Source organism: Saprospiraceae bacterium, from assembly GCA_016709995.1.
Taxonomy (GTDB): Bacteria; Bacteroidota; Bacteroidia; order Chitinophagales; family Saprospiraceae; genus JADJLQ01.
The window spans coordinates 442,543-459,668 of the sequence record JADJLQ010000002.1 but is presented as its reverse complement, the minus strand read 5'-3'; the positions used below and the strand labels follow the sequence as shown (position 1 = coordinate 459,668).

The 17,126-nt window shown below is 39.7% G+C and carries 13 protein-coding genes; 11 read left to right on the top strand and 2 right to left on the bottom strand.

Annotation, left to right across the window (positions count from 1 at the left end; all coding sequences use genetic code 11):
- The first annotated feature begins 39 nt into the window (after positions 1-39).
- The 4 genes from IPJ09_16360 (at position 40) to IPJ09_16345 (ending at position 3,393) form a co-directional block, all read left to right on the top strand.
- Positions 40-1,500, top strand: coding sequence for an amidohydrolase family protein (locus IPJ09_16360; GenBank protein MBK7372978.1), 1,461 nt, complete (start codon positions 40-42; stop codon positions 1,498-1,500).
- 93 nt (positions 1,501-1,593) lie between these two features.
- Positions 1,594-1,779 (top strand): hypothetical protein, encoded by a 186-nt coding sequence (locus tag IPJ09_16355; protein ID MBK7372977.1) that lies wholly within the window; start codon positions 1,594-1,596, stop codon positions 1,777-1,779.
- A complete protein-coding gene (locus IPJ09_16350) occupies positions 1,779-2,213 on the top strand; it encodes a type II toxin-antitoxin system death-on-curing family toxin (GenBank protein MBK7372976.1) in 435 nt (144 codons plus the stop codon). The genes IPJ09_16355 and IPJ09_16350 overlap by 1 nt, the downstream gene beginning before the upstream one ends.
- On the top strand, positions 2,200-3,393 hold the full coding sequence (locus IPJ09_16345; GenBank protein MBK7372975.1) for a DUF2029 domain-containing protein: 1,194 nt from the start codon (positions 2,200-2,202) through the stop codon (positions 3,391-3,393). Before IPJ09_16350 ends, IPJ09_16345 begins: the two co-directional genes overlap by 14 nt.
- Positions 3,394-3,402: 9 nt before the next feature.
- On the opposite strand, the gene IPJ09_16340 is transcribed toward IPJ09_16345, so the two are convergent.
- Both IPJ09_16340 and IPJ09_16335 read right to left on the bottom strand, forming a co-directional pair.
- Positions 3,403-4,041 carry a hypothetical protein gene (locus tag IPJ09_16340; protein MBK7372974.1) on the bottom strand — a complete coding sequence of 213 codons (639 nt, stop codon included), beginning with the start codon at positions 4,039-4,041 and terminating at the stop codon, positions 3,403-3,405.
- A 46-nt stretch (positions 4,042-4,087) separates the two neighbouring features.
- Positions 4,088-4,963 (bottom strand): helix-turn-helix transcriptional regulator, encoded by an 876-nt coding sequence (locus IPJ09_16335; GenBank protein MBK7372973.1) that lies wholly within the window; start codon positions 4,961-4,963, stop codon positions 4,088-4,090.
- 315 nt (positions 4,964-5,278) lie between these two features.
- Here IPJ09_16335 and IPJ09_16330 point away from each other — a divergent pair, with 315 nt between their 5' ends.
- From IPJ09_16330 to IPJ09_16300, 7 genes are all read left to right on the top strand, one after another.
- Positions 5,279-7,375 carry a TonB-dependent receptor gene (locus IPJ09_16330; GenBank protein MBK7372972.1) on the top strand — a complete coding sequence of 699 codons (2,097 nt, stop codon included), beginning with the start codon at positions 5,279-5,281 and terminating at the stop codon, positions 7,373-7,375.
- Positions 7,376-7,528: 153 nt separating this feature from the next.
- Positions 7,529-8,152, top strand: a complete 624-nt coding sequence (locus IPJ09_16325) for an HmuY family protein (protein MBK7372971.1) — start codon at positions 7,529-7,531, stop codon at positions 8,150-8,152.
- A gap of 157 nt (positions 8,153-8,309) precedes the next feature.
- Complete coding sequence (locus tag IPJ09_16320) at positions 8,310-8,468, top strand: PQQ-binding-like beta-propeller repeat protein (protein MBK7372970.1); 159 nt, start codon at positions 8,310-8,312, stop codon at positions 8,466-8,468.
- Positions 8,469-9,232: 764 nt separating this feature from the next.
- Positions 9,233-12,115, top strand: a complete 2,883-nt coding sequence (locus IPJ09_16315) for a SusC/RagA family TonB-linked outer membrane protein (protein MBK7372969.1) — start codon at positions 9,233-9,235, stop codon at positions 12,113-12,115.
- Positions 12,116-12,132: 17 nt separating this feature from the next.
- A complete protein-coding gene (locus tag IPJ09_16310; protein MBK7372968.1) occupies positions 12,133-13,707 on the top strand; it encodes a RagB/SusD family nutrient uptake outer membrane protein in 1,575 nt (524 codons plus the stop codon).
- A 10-nt stretch (positions 13,708-13,717) separates the two neighbouring features.
- Positions 13,718-15,043 carry a hypothetical protein gene (locus IPJ09_16305; GenBank protein MBK7372967.1) on the top strand — a complete coding sequence of 442 codons (1,326 nt, stop codon included), beginning with the start codon at positions 13,718-13,720 and terminating at the stop codon, positions 15,041-15,043.
- 263 nt (positions 15,044-15,306) lie between these two features.
- A complete protein-coding gene (locus tag IPJ09_16300; protein ID MBK7372966.1) occupies positions 15,307-17,124 on the top strand; it encodes a hypothetical protein in 1,818 nt (605 codons plus the stop codon).
- Positions 17,125-17,126: the final 2 nt, after the last annotated feature.

The following is a 17,126-nucleotide window of genomic DNA, read 5'->3' as shown; positions in this document are numbered from 1 at the left end:
TTACGATACTGTAGCTCCTTGCTGTTTTTGACATTGTCAATGAGCTTATCAGGTCAATCTTATTTATTCAAAGACTTTATCGTCATAGACGGAACGGGTCACCCCGGTGAATTAAAAGATATTCGGGTCAGGGGGGATAAAATAGTCTTGATGGGCAATCTTATCCCACAAATCAACGAAAAAATCATTGAGGGGCACGGTCGACTGGTGCTTGCACCTGGATTCATCGACACCCATAGTCATCACTCACGTAACCTGGATGATACGGCGCAGTTCAGTTCGTTTCTTTGCCAGGGTATCACGACCCTGATAGTAGGTCAGGATGGATCCTCCTATTTGCCGATACAGGACTATTTCCGCGAAAGACAACAAAAAGGTCTGCCGGTAAATCTCGCCTCCTATGCTGGTCACAACACCATTAGATATGAAGTAATGGGCAATAAAGATGCCAATCGGCTTGCTACCAGGTCTGAGGTAAAGGCAATGAAAAAACTGGTCATTCGCGAGATCAAATCCGGAGCATTGGGTCTCAGCACCGGCCTCGAATATGATCCGGGTATATATTCATCCAAAGAAGAAGTCATGAGCCTGGCCCTTGCGGCAGCCCGCCTCGACGGAAGATACATCTCACACCTCAGGTCGGAAGACATCCATCTTGAATCTGCTATTGAAGAAATCATAGACATTGGTAAAAGGACGAATATGCCCGTCCAAATATCGCATCTCAAAATAGCGATGAAGTCTAAATGGGGGAAGTCTACTGACATCGTGCAGCGACTCGATCAAGCCAGGGCAGAAGGCATACAGATCACTGCTGACATCTACCCTTATGATTTTTGGTTGTCGGATTTGGGGGTTCAATTTCCTAAACGGGATTTTGACAATAAAACAAGTGCTGAATTTGCATTGCGGGAACTAACTCCACCGGAAGGCATGATCCTGTCCAGATATGATGCGCGACCTGAATGGGTGGGCAAAAGCATAGCAGACATCGCCCTCGATAGAAAAGAAGACCCTGCAGATACGTATATGTACCTGATCAAACTCGCCCACGAAGCCAAAGCGGAAGAGTCGGTTATGGGACGATCGATGACAGAATCTGACATCGTCACTTTTATGCAATGGCCCCAGGCCAATATCTGTAGTGATGGATTTGGGGGAGGCCGCCATCCTCGAGGGACCGGCAGTTTTCCCAGGGTGCTCGATCATTATGTCAAAATGCTTCAGGTTTTTCCACTAGAAGAAGCTATCCGAAAAATGACTTCATTGAGTGCAGACCATATGGGTATAGTGATGAGAGGAAAAATCAGCCATGGATATTTTGCAGACCTGGTCATCATCGACCCTGACATGGTGCGAGATCGCTCTACACTTCAAGATCCATATGCCTTGAGCGAAGGGATCGAACAAGTATATGTCAATGGCCAGTGTGTTTGGACGGAGGCCCGATATACAAATATAAATCCCGGGATAGTGATTAAGAATAAAAGATATAATTGAAGTGGGCGTTAGGAGATCTAAAATCTTCAAGATTAGCTAGAAATCCCTATTTTTGAAATAATTATAAGTAGTCGCTTTTTTAAATTTTGAAAAATGATAGCAGAAAATGAAAAAATCAAATTAAACCTTAAGAAATTGGTCAAGGAGGATCCTTTTTTTATAAGGCAATTGATAGTTGAAATAAATGAAGAAATCCTGCTCGCCAAATCTGAAAAACTTAAATCCATAATCAAGGAAGATTTTGAAAGATATGAAGAAGTTTTTAAGGCTTTGGCATAATGATATATCTAGATAAAGAAGACATTATTTTTATTAATAAAAGCACCATTGAGACACACGGAGGAAATTATCTACATCCTTACAATTTTCTACATGAAGAAAATTTAGATTATTTACTTGAAGCAATTCAAGCTGAAATGTTTGATCAGCCTATTTATCCTTTAATATCTGATAAAGCGGCGCTTTATTGTTTTAATATCATTTGCAATCATATTTTTTCCGACGGAAATAAAAGGACTGGACTGGAAGCAGCTTTAGCATTCCTTAAATTAAATGCTTATCAATTCAAAAGTGATCTCTCGAACAAAGAATTAATTTTATTTATCCTTTCAGTTGCCTCCGGCGAGATCAGTCTTGATGAATGCAGGACCTGGTTTGCTTCCAATACTATTCCATTAACTACACGCAGGAAAGGCCCGGATGAAAAGCATTGATTGGACTGTAGCTGGCAAAAAGAAAAAAATGGTCCTCCTGGTGGCGGCTCTTGTCACGATGGTGGTTAGTTTTCTTCAATACCGACTTCCTTTAAAATCATTTGACACTACCGCTCCGAGATACACTCATTATAATAATTATGTGATCTTTAAACAATCGCATTTTCATCTTTTAGAAAATCAGGACATGTATGTTTCGTATCCCGGGGAGCATCATGACCTATATAAATACAGCCCTGCATTTGCCCTGGTATTTGGTATGTTTTCGAACATGCCTGATCTGCTGGGACTCACTTTGTGGAATGTCCTTAATATTTTATTCCTGTTATGGGTATTACTCTATCGGGGAGCTCCCTGGGAGAAAAAAGCAGGGTTGTTGTTGCTTTTTATGATCCCTGAATTGGTATTGACTACCCAGCATGCCCAGTCCAATGCCTTGATGGCGGGTCTGCTTATCCTATCATTTTTGGACCTCGAATCGGATCGGAGTGGGCGGGCGGCTGTGTGGATCGTGATCGCTGCTTTTATTAAGATATACGCAGGACTTGGAGTTTTGTTGTTTTTCTTTTATCCACACAAAACCAAATACTTCCTTACTGCCGTCTCATGTTCAATCATGTTGTGCTTCTTGCCCTTGCTCGTGACCTCCTGGTCCTCCTTGTGGATGCAGTACCAGGGTTGGTGGTATATGCTGAGTCATGATCATGATACTTCGTATGGCTTATCCCTGATGGGGTTGTTGAATTTAATATTTCCCAATTTTCACGCTAAATCAATGATCCAGCTGTTGGGTGTGATTCTGACCCTGGTTTGTCTGATCCCTATGCGAAAATTTCAATCCCTGTCATTGCGCACTTCTTACCTCAGTTTATTGTTATTGACGCTTATAATATTTAATCACAAAAGCGAGTCGGCGACTTTTATTGTAGCAATAGTAGGTATTGGAATCTGGTATTTTTCAAAGAATCAGGTGTCGAACTTAGACACGCTAATATTGATCTTTTCCTTGGTGTTTGCAGAATTAAGTACTTCAGATATTTTTCCAGTCTTTATCCGCAAGGTATATTTCGTACCCTATCATGTGAAGGTATGGCCGGTGATTTTAGTTTACGGGATTATTTTTGCAGAATTGATGAGGGTGGGAATGTCGTTTAAGAAAGGGGATAAAAATTCATACTAGTTCTCTTGATTACCTGAGTACCTTATCAAAAGACCTCCAGGCTTCCACACACAATCCATCGATCTCGGCCCAATCTTTTTCGGTGATATGCGTCCCTTTATTATCCCGCATGACCATAGCTCTTACTCGTTGATCAGCATAAGTGCCAAATCTATTGGCGGGTATATGGTACATCGTCTCCGCTGCACTACCCAGCAGTATTTTCCAATCTTCTGTGTTGTATTTTTCCGGTTCGCGGCGTATGATCCACCACTCCAGTTCCGTTTTGGCCAGGGTCTCATAATCAAAGGGGGTATCGCTGATATTTTGGAGCGCTTTAAAATAACGGATCAGGTATGGCAGTGCTTTTAGATATTCTTCGCGATTCGTACCCTTTTTGAAAACAAATGCTGCCTTTCCTGAATAATAGGCCATGAGATAAGATCTTACTACTGGTGCATGAAATTGTGATCGGATCAATTCACCCAATTGCAAAAACAGTTTGACTGATCTCTTTTCATAATAAGATCGCCACATCGCGGCATCTAAGTGACCTACTAGTACCGGATCAAACTTTTTAAAATCTCGTTTGATGGGCATAAAGAGGTCTAATCCAAGACCGATCAAAAGTATCAGAAGTGTTCCCTGTAAAATATATTTTTTGATCATGACTATAAAAAATCAGGCTTCAAATTTAAGGAAGGAGGGGTGAACACTATTTTCCCATCAAATACTTTTTAGGAGTCACTCCGTATTGTTTTTTAAATGCGGTAATAAAGTGACTGGGGTTGGAATAACCAAGATCATAGGCCACTTCATTGACCTGGAGGTTTTCCACATCCATGAGTTTACGAGCAACCTCCATTTTTTTGGCCAGTGCATAGCCATAGATAGTATTGCCATACAGTTCTTTAAATCCGGATTTTAGCTGATACTCGGGTATGCTTACTTTGCGGGCCAGCTCGGCGATGGTAGGTGGATTTTTGAGTTCAGTGATTAGGATTTCTTTTGCTTCTTTAATTTTCTTCAGTATGTTTTCATCATTGAGAAAAGGACAGGAAGTATTATCAGCCTCTTTGTCGGAAAAATACAGGCTCACCACCTCCAGGAACTTGCCATAATAATAGGTATGCTCGATGGTCTTATTGATTTGGATTTTATATAAAGGCAATAAAGTAAGCAAGATAGACTGATGCATGGGCTTGTCCTGATAGATCTTTTGCTGGATGTGATCGCTGCTGAGTATGGGAAGATCTTCAGTGGTGAAAAGTTTGTGTAGTTTTTCGAGGGGAATAAATAAAGTGATGAGCTTGGTATTTGGAGTGATTTCAATCTGAAAATTGTGTTCCTGCAAAGGATTAAATAAAAAGGTGATGTTTTCTGAGTCTATACTTCGAATATAAGGTCCAAAATGGAGTCTGGTGGTGCCTTCGAGGCCAAAAAAGAATTGAATACGATCTTTCCTGAGCTGAGCATCCAATAAGATTGGTTGGTCACCCTGGTTTTCATATCTGTCAAAAGATATACCCTGATCCTGAAACAAGTTGACATGATGGGAAAGGAAAAGACTGGATGAGGAAAAATTTGACATGATTAAGGCTGTTTTAATTCAAAAATAGGAATAGGATAAACTAAATAACGAATCAGATAAATAGTGAATAACTGTGAAGAGGCACTTTTTGTTGTTTAAAGGTACTTTTTTATCATAGGCTACAATTAAATTAATAATGAAAGTGAAAATATATTCACAATTAATTGACAGTTAGTAGCATATACACTGATATATATCAGACAAGATTTAGCGTTTACGGGCATTCTTTTGCCGTACAAGGGTATTTAATGGATGAAACACATCACACCTTTGTACTTCAGGATGAGATTTTTCCTTACAATAACCTTTTATTTTGTGATGGCCCTATCGGGTTATGCGCAATCTGACACCTTACTTGAAAAGGAAATAGATCCCATATTTATCACCGCCCATAGGGATGGACGCAAACTCTCCAGTCTCTCCACTTCAGCAGTGTTTGTGTCTCAAAATCAAATCAATATGATTGGGGCCAACAGGGTACAACAGGTCCTGTCCGAGCAAAATGGCATTCAGATCGTGCCACAGGTGAATGGTCTTGGATCGGGGATCCAGCTGCAAGGATTCAATCCGGATTATACCCTGATCTTATTGGACGGGGAGCCTTTGGTAGGCCGTAATACCGGACTCTTGGATCTCAACCGACTCTCCCTAAATGCTATCAAACAAATAGAAATCGTCAAGGGCCCCAGCAGCAGCCTCTACGGATCAGAAGCCCTGGCAGGTGTAGTCAATATCATAACCGAGCGCACTGAGCAGGACCATTTAAAGATCAACCTCAAATTAGCCAATAATCGTACCAGCGATATCAATGCCACCGGTGGCTGGACCAATAAATCTACTGATGGCCTGGTACAAGTATCCCGTTACGCTACTGACGGTTATGACCTTAGTCCTGCTTCGTTTGGCAAAACCGTATCTCCCCATCAACAGTGGTCGGGCTTTTCAAAATTTAATGCCAACCTCGGACACCACGAGCTCAGTCTCAGTGGTAGATATTTTGAAGAACATCAGCAAAGTGAATACCTGGTCAACGAAATAGCCACCCGCGGCAAGGGACTCATCAATGACTGGATGATCAATCCGGTATGGAAATACAAAATCACTCCTCGGTTGCACAGCACCTTGCGCACCTATTATACACAGTATAGCGCTGTCGCAGATTACCTCAAAGACAAGACCAACGAACAAATCAGCTCAGATGATTTTCACCAATCATTTACCAGAGTAGAGTGGAACCCCAAATATTTAATATCCGAAAAACAGACATTGCTGGCTGGTGCAGGATGGGTCAAAGAACAAGTCAAAACGATCCGTTACGGTTCAGCGGATCCACAACACCAATATACTTCCTATGCTTTTGCGCAGTATACTTTTAAGCCCATGGATCTTAAAGAAGTCAACCTGGGCCTCCGCTATGATCAGAACAATGTCTATGGTGGCCAGTTAAGTCCCAAGATTTCCTTTACTACTCCCATTAGAAAAAATATCACCTGGAATGGATCACTTGGACTTGGATTTAAAGCTCCGGATTTCAGACAGCTTTATCTTGATTTTAATAATGCAGCAGGCGGTGGATATAGTGTCTTGGGCAGGGAAGTGCTAACATCAAAACTGGCATTATTGCAACAACAGGGGCAGATCGCAGGATATTTAAAAGACATATCCAATGAGGGCCCGATCAAACCAGAAAGATCGCTGTCAGTCAATACTGGTGTTCATATCAACGCCAGTCCGGATACCAAAGCAGACCTCGGGATCTATTACCACAATGTATCCCAACTTATAGAGACAGAGCCTGTCGCACAATTTATCAACGGAAGCAATGTGTTCAGCTATTTTAATATCAATAAAGTCAGGATAGAAGGTGCTGAAGCCAATATCACTCATCGCATCAATACAGCTTTGAATATATGCATGGGTTATCAATTATTATATGCACTGGATCTACACCAGTTAGAATTATTAAAAGCCGGGCTAAAATTTAGAAGAGACCCTGTGACGCTGTCGAGTGTACGAATGAAAAGAAGCGATTATTTTGGTCTATCCAACCGCAGCCGGCACTCAGCTCAGTTCAAAATAAATTATCAATCTGAAAAATCTCCTTTTACCGGATCCTTGCGCATCATTTATCGAAGTAAATCTGGTCTCGGCAGCAATTCCGGTGTAGTACAGGGAGGAGAAGTATTTATCTCTGAGCGAAGCGGCAATGATGTACTCGATCGTTATGATGCATTTATCAAAGGATACGCTTTGACCAATATAAATATCGGATGGAATGGATTAAAACCGCTGCAGATACAAATCGGAACAGACAACGTATTTAATAAAACGATACCTAATGCGTTGCCCGGTCTGTCAGGAAGAATCGTGTATCTAAATCTTAATTATACTTTTAAAAGGAATGGGCAATAGGCAATTGGCAATTGGCCTCCAGAAATTTCTTACCGAAGTTTCGGGAGACTCCCTTTAGGGTTGGGGTTGTGCGGTCGATTGAATGAATAAATGAATAGGAATAAAATAAAAGGCAATATGCAATAAACAATACATAACAATAACCAATAATTTATGAAACGATTTCTTTTAATTTCCTTGCTGATCAATAGCTTGTTATTCTCATTTTGCAAAAAGGATGAAACTGGTGGAACAGTCGCGCCTATAGCTCAAACCATCACCAGTCTGCCTGCTGATCCGGGTACCGGAGTAGATCCAAGCAATGGTCAGCCGATAGGGACTACAGGAAAATACACTTTATTCAATTTTGCTACTGCCACTGTAGTAGCCAACACAGACAGTGCAACCAACAAATGGGATATTGGATTCAAAGGCACAGCCATCATATTTAATAGCGGTATCAGCGGTCCTGGCAATGCAGGAGTGATCATTCAGGATGGTATTCTCGATGATATCACTACAGCACCTACCATCGGCTACCTCCAGGACAATGCCACCAGCCTGGCTATCCCTGTGGGATCAGGCAAAGGATGGTATACGTATGATGGCCAGGCGATGGTCCTTCGCCCCACCGCAGGCAAAATCCTTTTGGTTCGCACGGCAGACAACAAATATGCCAAGATGGAAATCATCAGCTATTATAAAGATGCTCCTGCCAATCCAACATTTATGATACCGGCCAGGTATTTTACTTTCAGGTATTTTTATCAGGGGGATGGGAGTACGGTATTAAAATAAGGGTAAATAAGATTTCAAGATCATCGGGAGAGGGTGTTTTCCCAACCTCCTTTTGCCTTTTGGACAAATGCATGACCATACGTATCTTGTGTAATGCTTTTGCTAAAGTATCATTTATTCCAGGGCTTTTTGATCAGGTCGAAGCGTTTAGGATCCTGTGAACGGCAATATCAAATGGGAATTTAAGTTACAGTCCCTTCCCTGGTCAGGACTTTTATCTACTGCAGGCGGCTTGGTATTTGGAGGGTCTGTCGAAGGCAATTTTTATGCCTTGGATGCTGACACCGGTCAATCCAAATGGCAGTTTCAGACCTGAGGACAAATGGTATCAAATCCGATGTCTTACAGCCTGGATGGACAGCAACAGATAGTTATTGCTGCGGGTAATAGTTTGATTGTGTTTGGGTTGAAGTAGGAGGCTTTATTTTTTTAATGTAAAATCAAATCTGGCGAATCTGGTCTTGCCTAAATACTTATTTCTGTTTACTCATTTAGATAAGTCAGTCGCTCATCGTAATTGTAGCATTGTTGGGGTGGATCGTGAGACATTAACACATACCTACTGTACCTTAATTGCTTTGACATAGCCAAGGACTGTCTTACACAGGTCCCTTGAGTTCATTATCCAGTAGAGAATTGAATTACGGTCTACTCCCTGATTGGGTTATTATCTATTGATGTCGGCTTAGTTATTATGAGGACCAGTAGTATGTGATTTATATTCTTTAAATACCAATACGGATTAATTTTGAGTTTGATTCATCCAGGTTACCTGGTGGGCTTGTCCAGGTTTCACAGGAATAGAAACTACTGGGTGAATAATGTTGAATCTTACCCAATTGTATTTTCCCCCTCGTTCGTCATTTACTCATCCAGATATGCCACCTACTCAAAAGCCACTGTACGGCTCATCAATGCCATATATTAATTGATTGCTAAAGCTTATATTAGATTCCTTCTTTCAGGAAAATGGCCCTTTCTCAAGATCAATTTAACATGATGCCAAAAATATTAACTACGGATCACCATTTAATAAAGCTCAGGCTGATGACTTTTTCTTTTTTCCTTTTCCATTTCTTCATGACCTTTGATTCTGCTTTTGCTCAAGGTCTGGTCAAAGGCAGGATTACAGGAAGAAATGCAGAGCCTTTACCTTTTGCTACGATAGGTATTTTAAGCAGAAATGCCATGACCACTTCTGATCTCGATGGTCGTTTTTCGATTTTAGCCAATCCTGAAGATACCCTGGAGATTTATTATCTTGGTTATTATACAGCCCAAATCCCCGTTGGAACTACAACAGAATTTAATATTACTCTGAGAGAATCAACTCAGCAGATGGATGAATTGGTCATAGTAGGATATGGTAGCTCCAGGAAAAAGGATCTTACCGGAGCAGCAAGCCATATCAATTTTGACGAATTCAATGGGGGCATGCATTCCAATCCGATGACAAAGCTTCAAGGGAAGGTGTCAGGGGTTCAGATATCCAGTGATTATAATATTCCCGGGGGAGCAGTCAGTATCAAAATCAGGGGCAATTCTGCTCTGTCTGGTGCCGGACAGCCATTATATGTGCTTGATGGTGTCCTATTGGATGGTAGGACGCTTCAAATCGGTGAAAATGGTTTGAATGCAGTGCAACCTGGTGTAAATCCGCTCAATTTTATTAATTCAGAAGATATAGAGTCTATTGAAGTCTTGAAAGATGCCTCGGCTACAGCTATATACGGATCGAGGGCTGCGTATGGTGTTGTGATCATTAACACCAAAAAAGGCAGAGAAGGTCAGGCCAGTTTAAATGTTGCGGTTTCAACAGGGGTTTCTGATATTCTGAAAAAAGTAAATGTATTGAGTGCATCTCAGTTCCGTAATGCCATCAAGTATTATGAAGTGGATAATTCTATCGATAAAGGAGGAAATGTTGATCCATTTGCTGCCATACTACACAAAGCAATTCAACAAAATTATACAATTGGAGTCTCCGGAGGTTCTGAGGGAGGAAAATATCGTTTGACTTCAAATATTTCAAACCAACAGGGTATCATCGACCACACAGGATTTAAAAAATATGGTATAAACCTGACTACAAATTTTATATTTCTTGAAACTAAAAAACTAGGGCTTGATATTAATGCAATTGGGAGCCAAAGTGTACAGGATGTCCCTGTGCCGGAATATGGTGCCGCCCAGATAGTGATTCCCGCACTCAAATGGAATCCTACCCAGCCTTTAATAAACCCGGATGGCATGCTCACAGAAGGCACCAATGATCTGCCAAACCCATTAAGTGTGATCGAGAATTTTAAAAATAATTTTAAATCCACTAATCTTCTGGCTAGTTTTTCTCCATATTTTAAATTCAAAGAATGGTTGGAATACAGACTGCTTATCAGTGCAAACTACGGCACAGGAGTAACAAGAACTTCCGTCAAACAAAATCTGGCAAATAACATTGGCGGTACTGCCAGCATCGGCCAGACTGAATTGTTCACCCGGCAAGTCACTCAAACATTGAATTTTAAAAAAAATATACTTCCAGATATATATTTAAATGCTGTAGCCGGTTATGAATTTATGGATTTTACTTTAAAAGGATCTACTATGACCGGCACGGGTGTCCAAGGAATCGGATTTGGAAATTTTGGTTTAAATTATACTAATTATATTCAATATTCAAGCCTGGCCAATCGAAAAATAGCATCTTTTATAGATCCGGTCACCCAATTGAAATCCTATTTTGCACGGACAGTTATTAACTATAAGGACAAATATTTATTAACTGGTACTATCCGCAAAGATGGATCTTCAAAATTTGGGATCAATAATAAATATGGAATTTTCCCTTCTGTGGCAGGAGCTTGGACGATAAGCCAGGAAAATTTTTTTAAACCCCGTTTTATTGATTTACTTAAATTTAGAGCAAGTTGGGGTATTACAGGCAACCAGGAATTTCCTGCAGGGGCTTCACAAGCAAGATACTCTTTCAGGGACAATGGTCAATTAATTCAGACTAACAATCCTAATGCTGATTTAAAATGGCAGTCTGACAAACAGTATAATATTGGAATCGATTTTTCTTTGTTTAATCACCGTATTTCCGGCACGTTGGATTATTTTAATAAAACCACTACAGATTTATTATTTCCCGGACCTCCTATACAACCGGCACCTCCTGGGTCTACTGTGAGGTGGATCAATCTTGATGGTAAAATATTGAATAAAGGATTAGAAATTCTCATTGAAGGAAAGGTGATTGCAAAAGAAAATTTTAGCTGGGAGCTGAGTCCCAATGTCACCTTTCTGAGAAATAAAGTGACTGACCTCCCAGCACCATTATACACGGGATTTGTTTCTGGACCGGTACAGATAATACAAAACCACCTACCCCTTCAATCTTTTTTTACCAGGAAATTTTTAGGCCTGGACAAAGCGACTGGGTTATCAACTTATGAGGATGAAGGTGCTACTAATTTTGTCGTAGGAAATCCTAATCCCAAGGCCCTGATTGGATTGAATACGATAGTCAGACGAGGTAAGTTTTCCCTTTCTGCCAATATGTATGGTGCTTTAGGTCAGGATATGTTCAATGCCACCTTAATGAATTTTATAAATGCAGGTCAGATAAAAGGAGCCAATATCGCACTATCAGTGTTTGAGGAGCCTATAAAAGAATCACTTGCCAATCCCGTCACTCCCTCTTCGAGATTTATTATGAAAGCTAGTTATCTTAAGATGTCTCATTGTACCATCTACTATGAGCCGGGCCATGTAGCCAATATTTTCAAAATGACTACTATTTATCTGACTGCCCAGAATCTTTTCCTGCTCACCAAATATCCTGGATTCGATCCGGAAACTAATTCTAATGCAAGCATCAATAATATCCCCTCTCTTGGTATTGATTATCCACATTATCCTTCATCCAGAACTATACTCCTTGGACTCAGTTTTAACCTATAATATAAAACAATCGATATATGGAATACAAACAATCGATAATAGTCCTCTTAGCTTCGATGGTGTTTTTTTGTACTTGTTCTACATTGGATGAGACCCTTCAGGGCGAGCTTGACGAAAGCCAGATCATCGTCGATTCGACCAATACTGCCGGGTTATTGTTGGGAGTATATAATTCGCTGGAAGAGGCCTTCACAAGTCATTTTTCTATATTTCCTTTACAGGAGCTGTGTACAGATGAAGCTATAGCACCTACACGGGCTACGGACTGGGATGACAACGGTGTTTGGCGCGTGTTGCACCAACAAAAATGGGACTCGAATAATGAAAAAATCAGAGAATGTTTTAATACACTGAATGGCATCTCCTATGCCGCCACAGACATTTTACGATACAAGCCAAAACCTCAGGAGGTGGCAGCAACAAGGTTCATACGGGCATGGGCGATGTATCTGATATTGGATATGTATGACCAGGTACCTTATAGAGATCCTGGTGAAAGTCTCATCGTTCCAGCCAGAGTGAGAACCGGAATGGATGCTTTAAATTACATCATGAGCGAATTAAACGATGTCAGAAATATACTGCCGCCGGGACCTATATATCAAGCGAATAAATTTGCTGCTGATGTATTATTGATGAAATGTTATCTCAACAAAGCAGTATATGAGTCCAGGTCGGCACCTGTATTTAGGATTAACGATATGAATAAAGTGATTGAATTGGCTGATGGCATTCTACAGAGCAATACATTTACTTTGAGTGACAATTATTTCGATAATTTTTCTCCGGAAAACAGTGCTTCAGGCAAAGAGAATATATTCACATTATTGAACAATGCCGGCAATACTTCTAATAATTACTTATTCCTGTCGTGGTTGCTAGTTGTCCATTACAATTCTTTTTTTGGTCAGGGTTGGACAGGGGCTAATGGCTGGGCTACACTGTCTGATTTTTATAATAAGTTTGAAGTGTCAGACAAACGAAGAGGAGTAGCATACAGTTCGGTGGGTGCACCACCCAATGCGGGTAATCGTATAAATGTAGGGTTTTTGATTGGCCAACAATACAACCTGGTCGATGATGAACCATTGCAGGATAGATTTGGAGCTCCATTGATATTTACCCCGGAAGTCAAAAATATTGAATTGGGAGCTAATCTTGAAGTGACCGGTATCAGGCCAATCAAATATTTTCCTGATTTCCCTAATTATTTTAGTCCTGACAATGATTTTGTGTTTTTTCGATTGTCCGATGTATTGTTGATGAAAGCAGAAGCTATACTCAGAGGAGGTACAGGAACTTTAGTAGGTCCCTATCCCGGGACTGCCTTGGGTTTAGTGAATTATTTGCGCACTCATCCTTCCAGGTGGGCTTCTGCACTTACTGCCTTAACCGAAAATATATTATTGGATGAAAGGGGCAGGGAATTATGGTGGGAAGGCTGGCGCAGGCAGGATATGATCCGATTCGGAAAATTTCTGCTTCCTTTCCAGGAGAAAGAATATTTAAGTGATAAAAAATACCTCATATATCCCATACCCGATGAACAACTGGCAGTAAATCCCAATCTTATACAAAATCCCGGATATTAATTATGAATCAATGAAATACAGGCACATTGTACCAATTTGGTTATTTATACTCGGATATAATATTTCTGGATCAGCACAAAGTCCAAATTTAAAAATTAATTTAATTACTAGAGATTCTGACAAACCGATAGGGAAAATCAATGCTATATGCCAGGACCCAGCGGGTTTTATGTGGTTTTGTGGCCAGGGAGAAAAATGCCTCTTTCGATACGATGGAAGTAAACTAGTAAGTTACAAAAATGATTTATCAGACACTAATTCATTAGGAGGCACCAATCTTGAAACGATTTATGTTGATGATGTTGGAAAGATTTGGATAGCTCATAATAACGGACTGGACGAATTCAATCCATCCACCAACATTTTTAAGCACCATCGGCACGACCCAAATGTCTCCGGAAGTTTAGGTAATAATGAAGTCCTTACCCTATTAAAGGATCGCAAAGGTAGATTATGGATTGGAACTCAGAATGGATTAGATTGTTTTGATGAGCAGAAACAACAGTTTATCCATTATAAAAAGGCTCCTGGAAATAGAAATAGCTTAAGTTGTAATTATATCAGTAAAGTATATGAAGACCGAGAAGGTACTATCTGGGTCGGAACAGGTGCACCCTGGGATGGTCTGGGCGATGAAGAAGGAGGTTTAAATCGCCTGGAACAAGATGGTAGTTTCACACAATTTAAGCATGACTCCAAAATGAGTCAAAGTCTGGCTACTAATAAAGTAAGAGCCATATTTGAAGACAGCAGAGGAGTGTTTTGGGTAGGCACTTCCGGGGATGGATTGCACACAATGGATCGCAAAACGGGACTTTTCCAACTACTTAGTTCTAATCCCAAAAGTCCCGCCTATTTAGTGGGATTACCTGTGAACACAACACCAATCGATCACATCACTTTTATTCAAGAAGATCACTTGGGCTCCATTTGGATTGGCAAATGGTCTTCCGGAATCATTCGATATGACCCTATTCTCAAAACGATTACACCTTTCGAAGCTAACAGTTCATTTTCTGACAGTACTAGTTGGACTGCCTTCCAATCACGGGAAGGATTATTATGGATAAGTACGGAAAAAAATAATTTATTTAAAATTGAAATTTTCAATAAACCACTTTCCCTTACTCCGACCACTGACCAGGTTTATTCTTTTCTGGAAGATGAATGGGGTCATTTATGGGTAGGAACTTTTGATGGTGGCTTGGTTCATTTTGATCAACATTATGTTAAGTTATACCAGTACAAAAATATTCCATCGGACTCTTTTAGTCTATTTGATACTAAAAATAAAGTATTTGCTTTAATGCAAATTAAAAAAACATACTTGGCTTAGGTACCTACACGGGAGCCGGCTCATTTAATACGCTTACACACGAATTTTCAAAATTCAAAGAAAATCCAAACTACGATCTTATCGGTATTAAAAACAAACCTGTTCTTCAAATGATTCAGGATAAAGAGGGCATTATATGGATGTCCATTGTAGATGAAGGTGTAGTTAAATTTGATTTAAAAAACCAATCCTATAGAGTGGTAATCCCGGCTACAAAGTCCTCCCCTTCGATCAATATGAGTAGTGCCCCTTACGCCTTAATATTGGATAAGTCAGGAAATGTTTGGGCAGGAGGTTTAGATGGAATAAATTGTGTGAATATAAAAGAAAATCGTATTAAATCCTATTTGGAAAAATCCACCGTATCTGCTTTACTAGAGGATTCAAAAGGTAATATATGGGCCGGGACATATAATGGACCATACTTGTATGACAGATCTAAAGATAAATTTTTGAGTGTGTGCGACCCTAATTCACCTTTGAACGGCTTTAATATTATTGGATTGACTGAAGACAATACCCATAATATTTGGTTGCACTCAAAATCCAATATAATTAAATTAAATCCTGCGGATATGTCCTCAGTTATTTATGACTCAAAATATGGTATAGATTATAATAGCTTATATCCTGGTGCTTACAAAGATCGTATAGGAAGGATATTAGTAGGTCATGCAGGAGGATTGATGTCCTTTGATCCAGAAGAATTGATGGATCCTATTGAGTCCAAAGTATTTCTCACAGAGGTGTCTATTAATTCGATTCCTTTACACTTTGGAAAAAATAGTCCAGTTGACCAGCCTATTAATCAGATACAAAAAATGGTACTGAATCATGATCAGAATAATGTTTCCTTTAGCTTCGCTATGGATGACTATCGTGATGGTGCTAAGTTTTATACAAAATTAGAATATTATGAAACGGAGTGGACTGAAAGAAAAAGTGAAAGGATTTCTAATTACTTTCATATTCCTCCGGGAAAATATATTTTCAAAATAAAAGTTTTTAATGCAGATGGTGTTAAAAGTGAAAAATCTATTGATATTTTGATACTTAAACCCTGGTGGAGACGATGGTGGGCTTATTTGTTATATTTATTTATTTTCGCATTTTTCCTATCTATGATTTATACCAGCCAAAAGAGACGAATCATTCAGGCAGAAAAACAAAAAGCACTATCTAAAGAAATTGAACAATCAAAAGAAATTGCCAAGGCTTATCATGAACTTAAATTAACTCAGGATCAGCTGATCCAATCTGAAAAAATGGCATCCCTGGGAGAGCTCACATCAGGAATCGCTCACGAAATTAAAAATCCCTTAAACTTCATCAATAATTTTTCAGAAATTAATCTTGAATTGCTCACGGAGTTAGAAGAAGAGAATCTGGATATTAATATAAAAGAGACTATCGAGATTAATAAGCATGTATTTCGAAATCTCATAAAAAATTCTGAGAAAATTAACCACCACGGTAAAAGAGTTGATGGCATTGTCAAAGGCATGCTTCAGCATTCCCGCTTAGGCAATGTCACTAAAGAATCAATCGATATCAATTCCCTCTGTGAAGAGTCCATGAAGCTAGCTTATCATGGGTATCGATCTAAGGAAAGATCCTTTAATGCATTTTATGAAACCAGACTGGCTAAAGATCTTCCAAAAGTGAATTGTGTGCCTAGTGATCTTGGCAGGGTCATTCTAAATATAATAAATAATTCTTTTTATGCCGTGCACCAGAAGCAAAAAAAATTACAACAGGAAAATACGGATGAAAAACTGGAAATTGAATCGAATTATAGGCCTTCTGTGGTTCTTTCGAGTAAATTGATTAAATATGACAAGACGGGTGCGCCCGCAGTGACTATAACGATCTCGGATAATGGTATGGGAATACCTCAAGCTATTATCAATAAAATATTTCAACCGTTCTTTACCACCAAACCCACTGGAGAAGGTACGGGACTAGGCCTTTCATTATCTTATGATATTATTAGTAAAGTTCAGGGCGGTGAAATGAAAGTAAAGAGTAAGGAGGGCCTGGGGACGGATTTTGAAGTTATTATTCCCATCAACAGAAATTAACT

Coding starts and splice junctions, on each gene's coding strand:
- IPJ09_16360 (MBK7372978.1), top strand. CDS start 40: ATGAGCTTATCAGGTCAATCTTATTTATTCAAAGACTTTATCGTCATA.
- IPJ09_16355 (MBK7372977.1), top strand. CDS start 1,594: ATGATAGCAGAAAATGAAAAAATCAAATTAAACCTTAAGAAATTGGTC.
- IPJ09_16350 (MBK7372976.1), top strand. CDS start 1,779: ATGATATATCTAGATAAAGAAGACATTATTTTTATTAATAAAAGCACC.
- IPJ09_16345 (MBK7372975.1), top strand. CDS start 2,200: ATGAAAAGCATTGATTGGACTGTAGCTGGCAAAAAGAAAAAAATGGTC.
- IPJ09_16340 (MBK7372974.1), bottom strand. CDS start 4,041: ATGATCAAAAAATATATTTTACAGGGAACACTTCTGATACTTTTGATC.
- IPJ09_16335 (MBK7372973.1), bottom strand. CDS start 4,963: ATGTCAAATTTTTCCTCATCCAGTCTTTTCCTTTCCCATCATGTCAAC.
- IPJ09_16325 (MBK7372971.1), top strand. CDS start 7,529: ATGAAACGATTTCTTTTAATTTCCTTGCTGATCAATAGCTTGTTATTC.
- IPJ09_16315 (MBK7372969.1), top strand. CDS start 9,233: ATGACCTTTGATTCTGCTTTTGCTCAAGGTCTGGTCAAAGGCAGGATT.
- IPJ09_16310 (MBK7372968.1), top strand. CDS start 12,133: ATGGAATACAAACAATCGATAATAGTCCTCTTAGCTTCGATGGTGTTT.
- IPJ09_16305 (MBK7372967.1), top strand. CDS start 13,718: ATGAAATACAGGCACATTGTACCAATTTGGTTATTTATACTCGGATAT.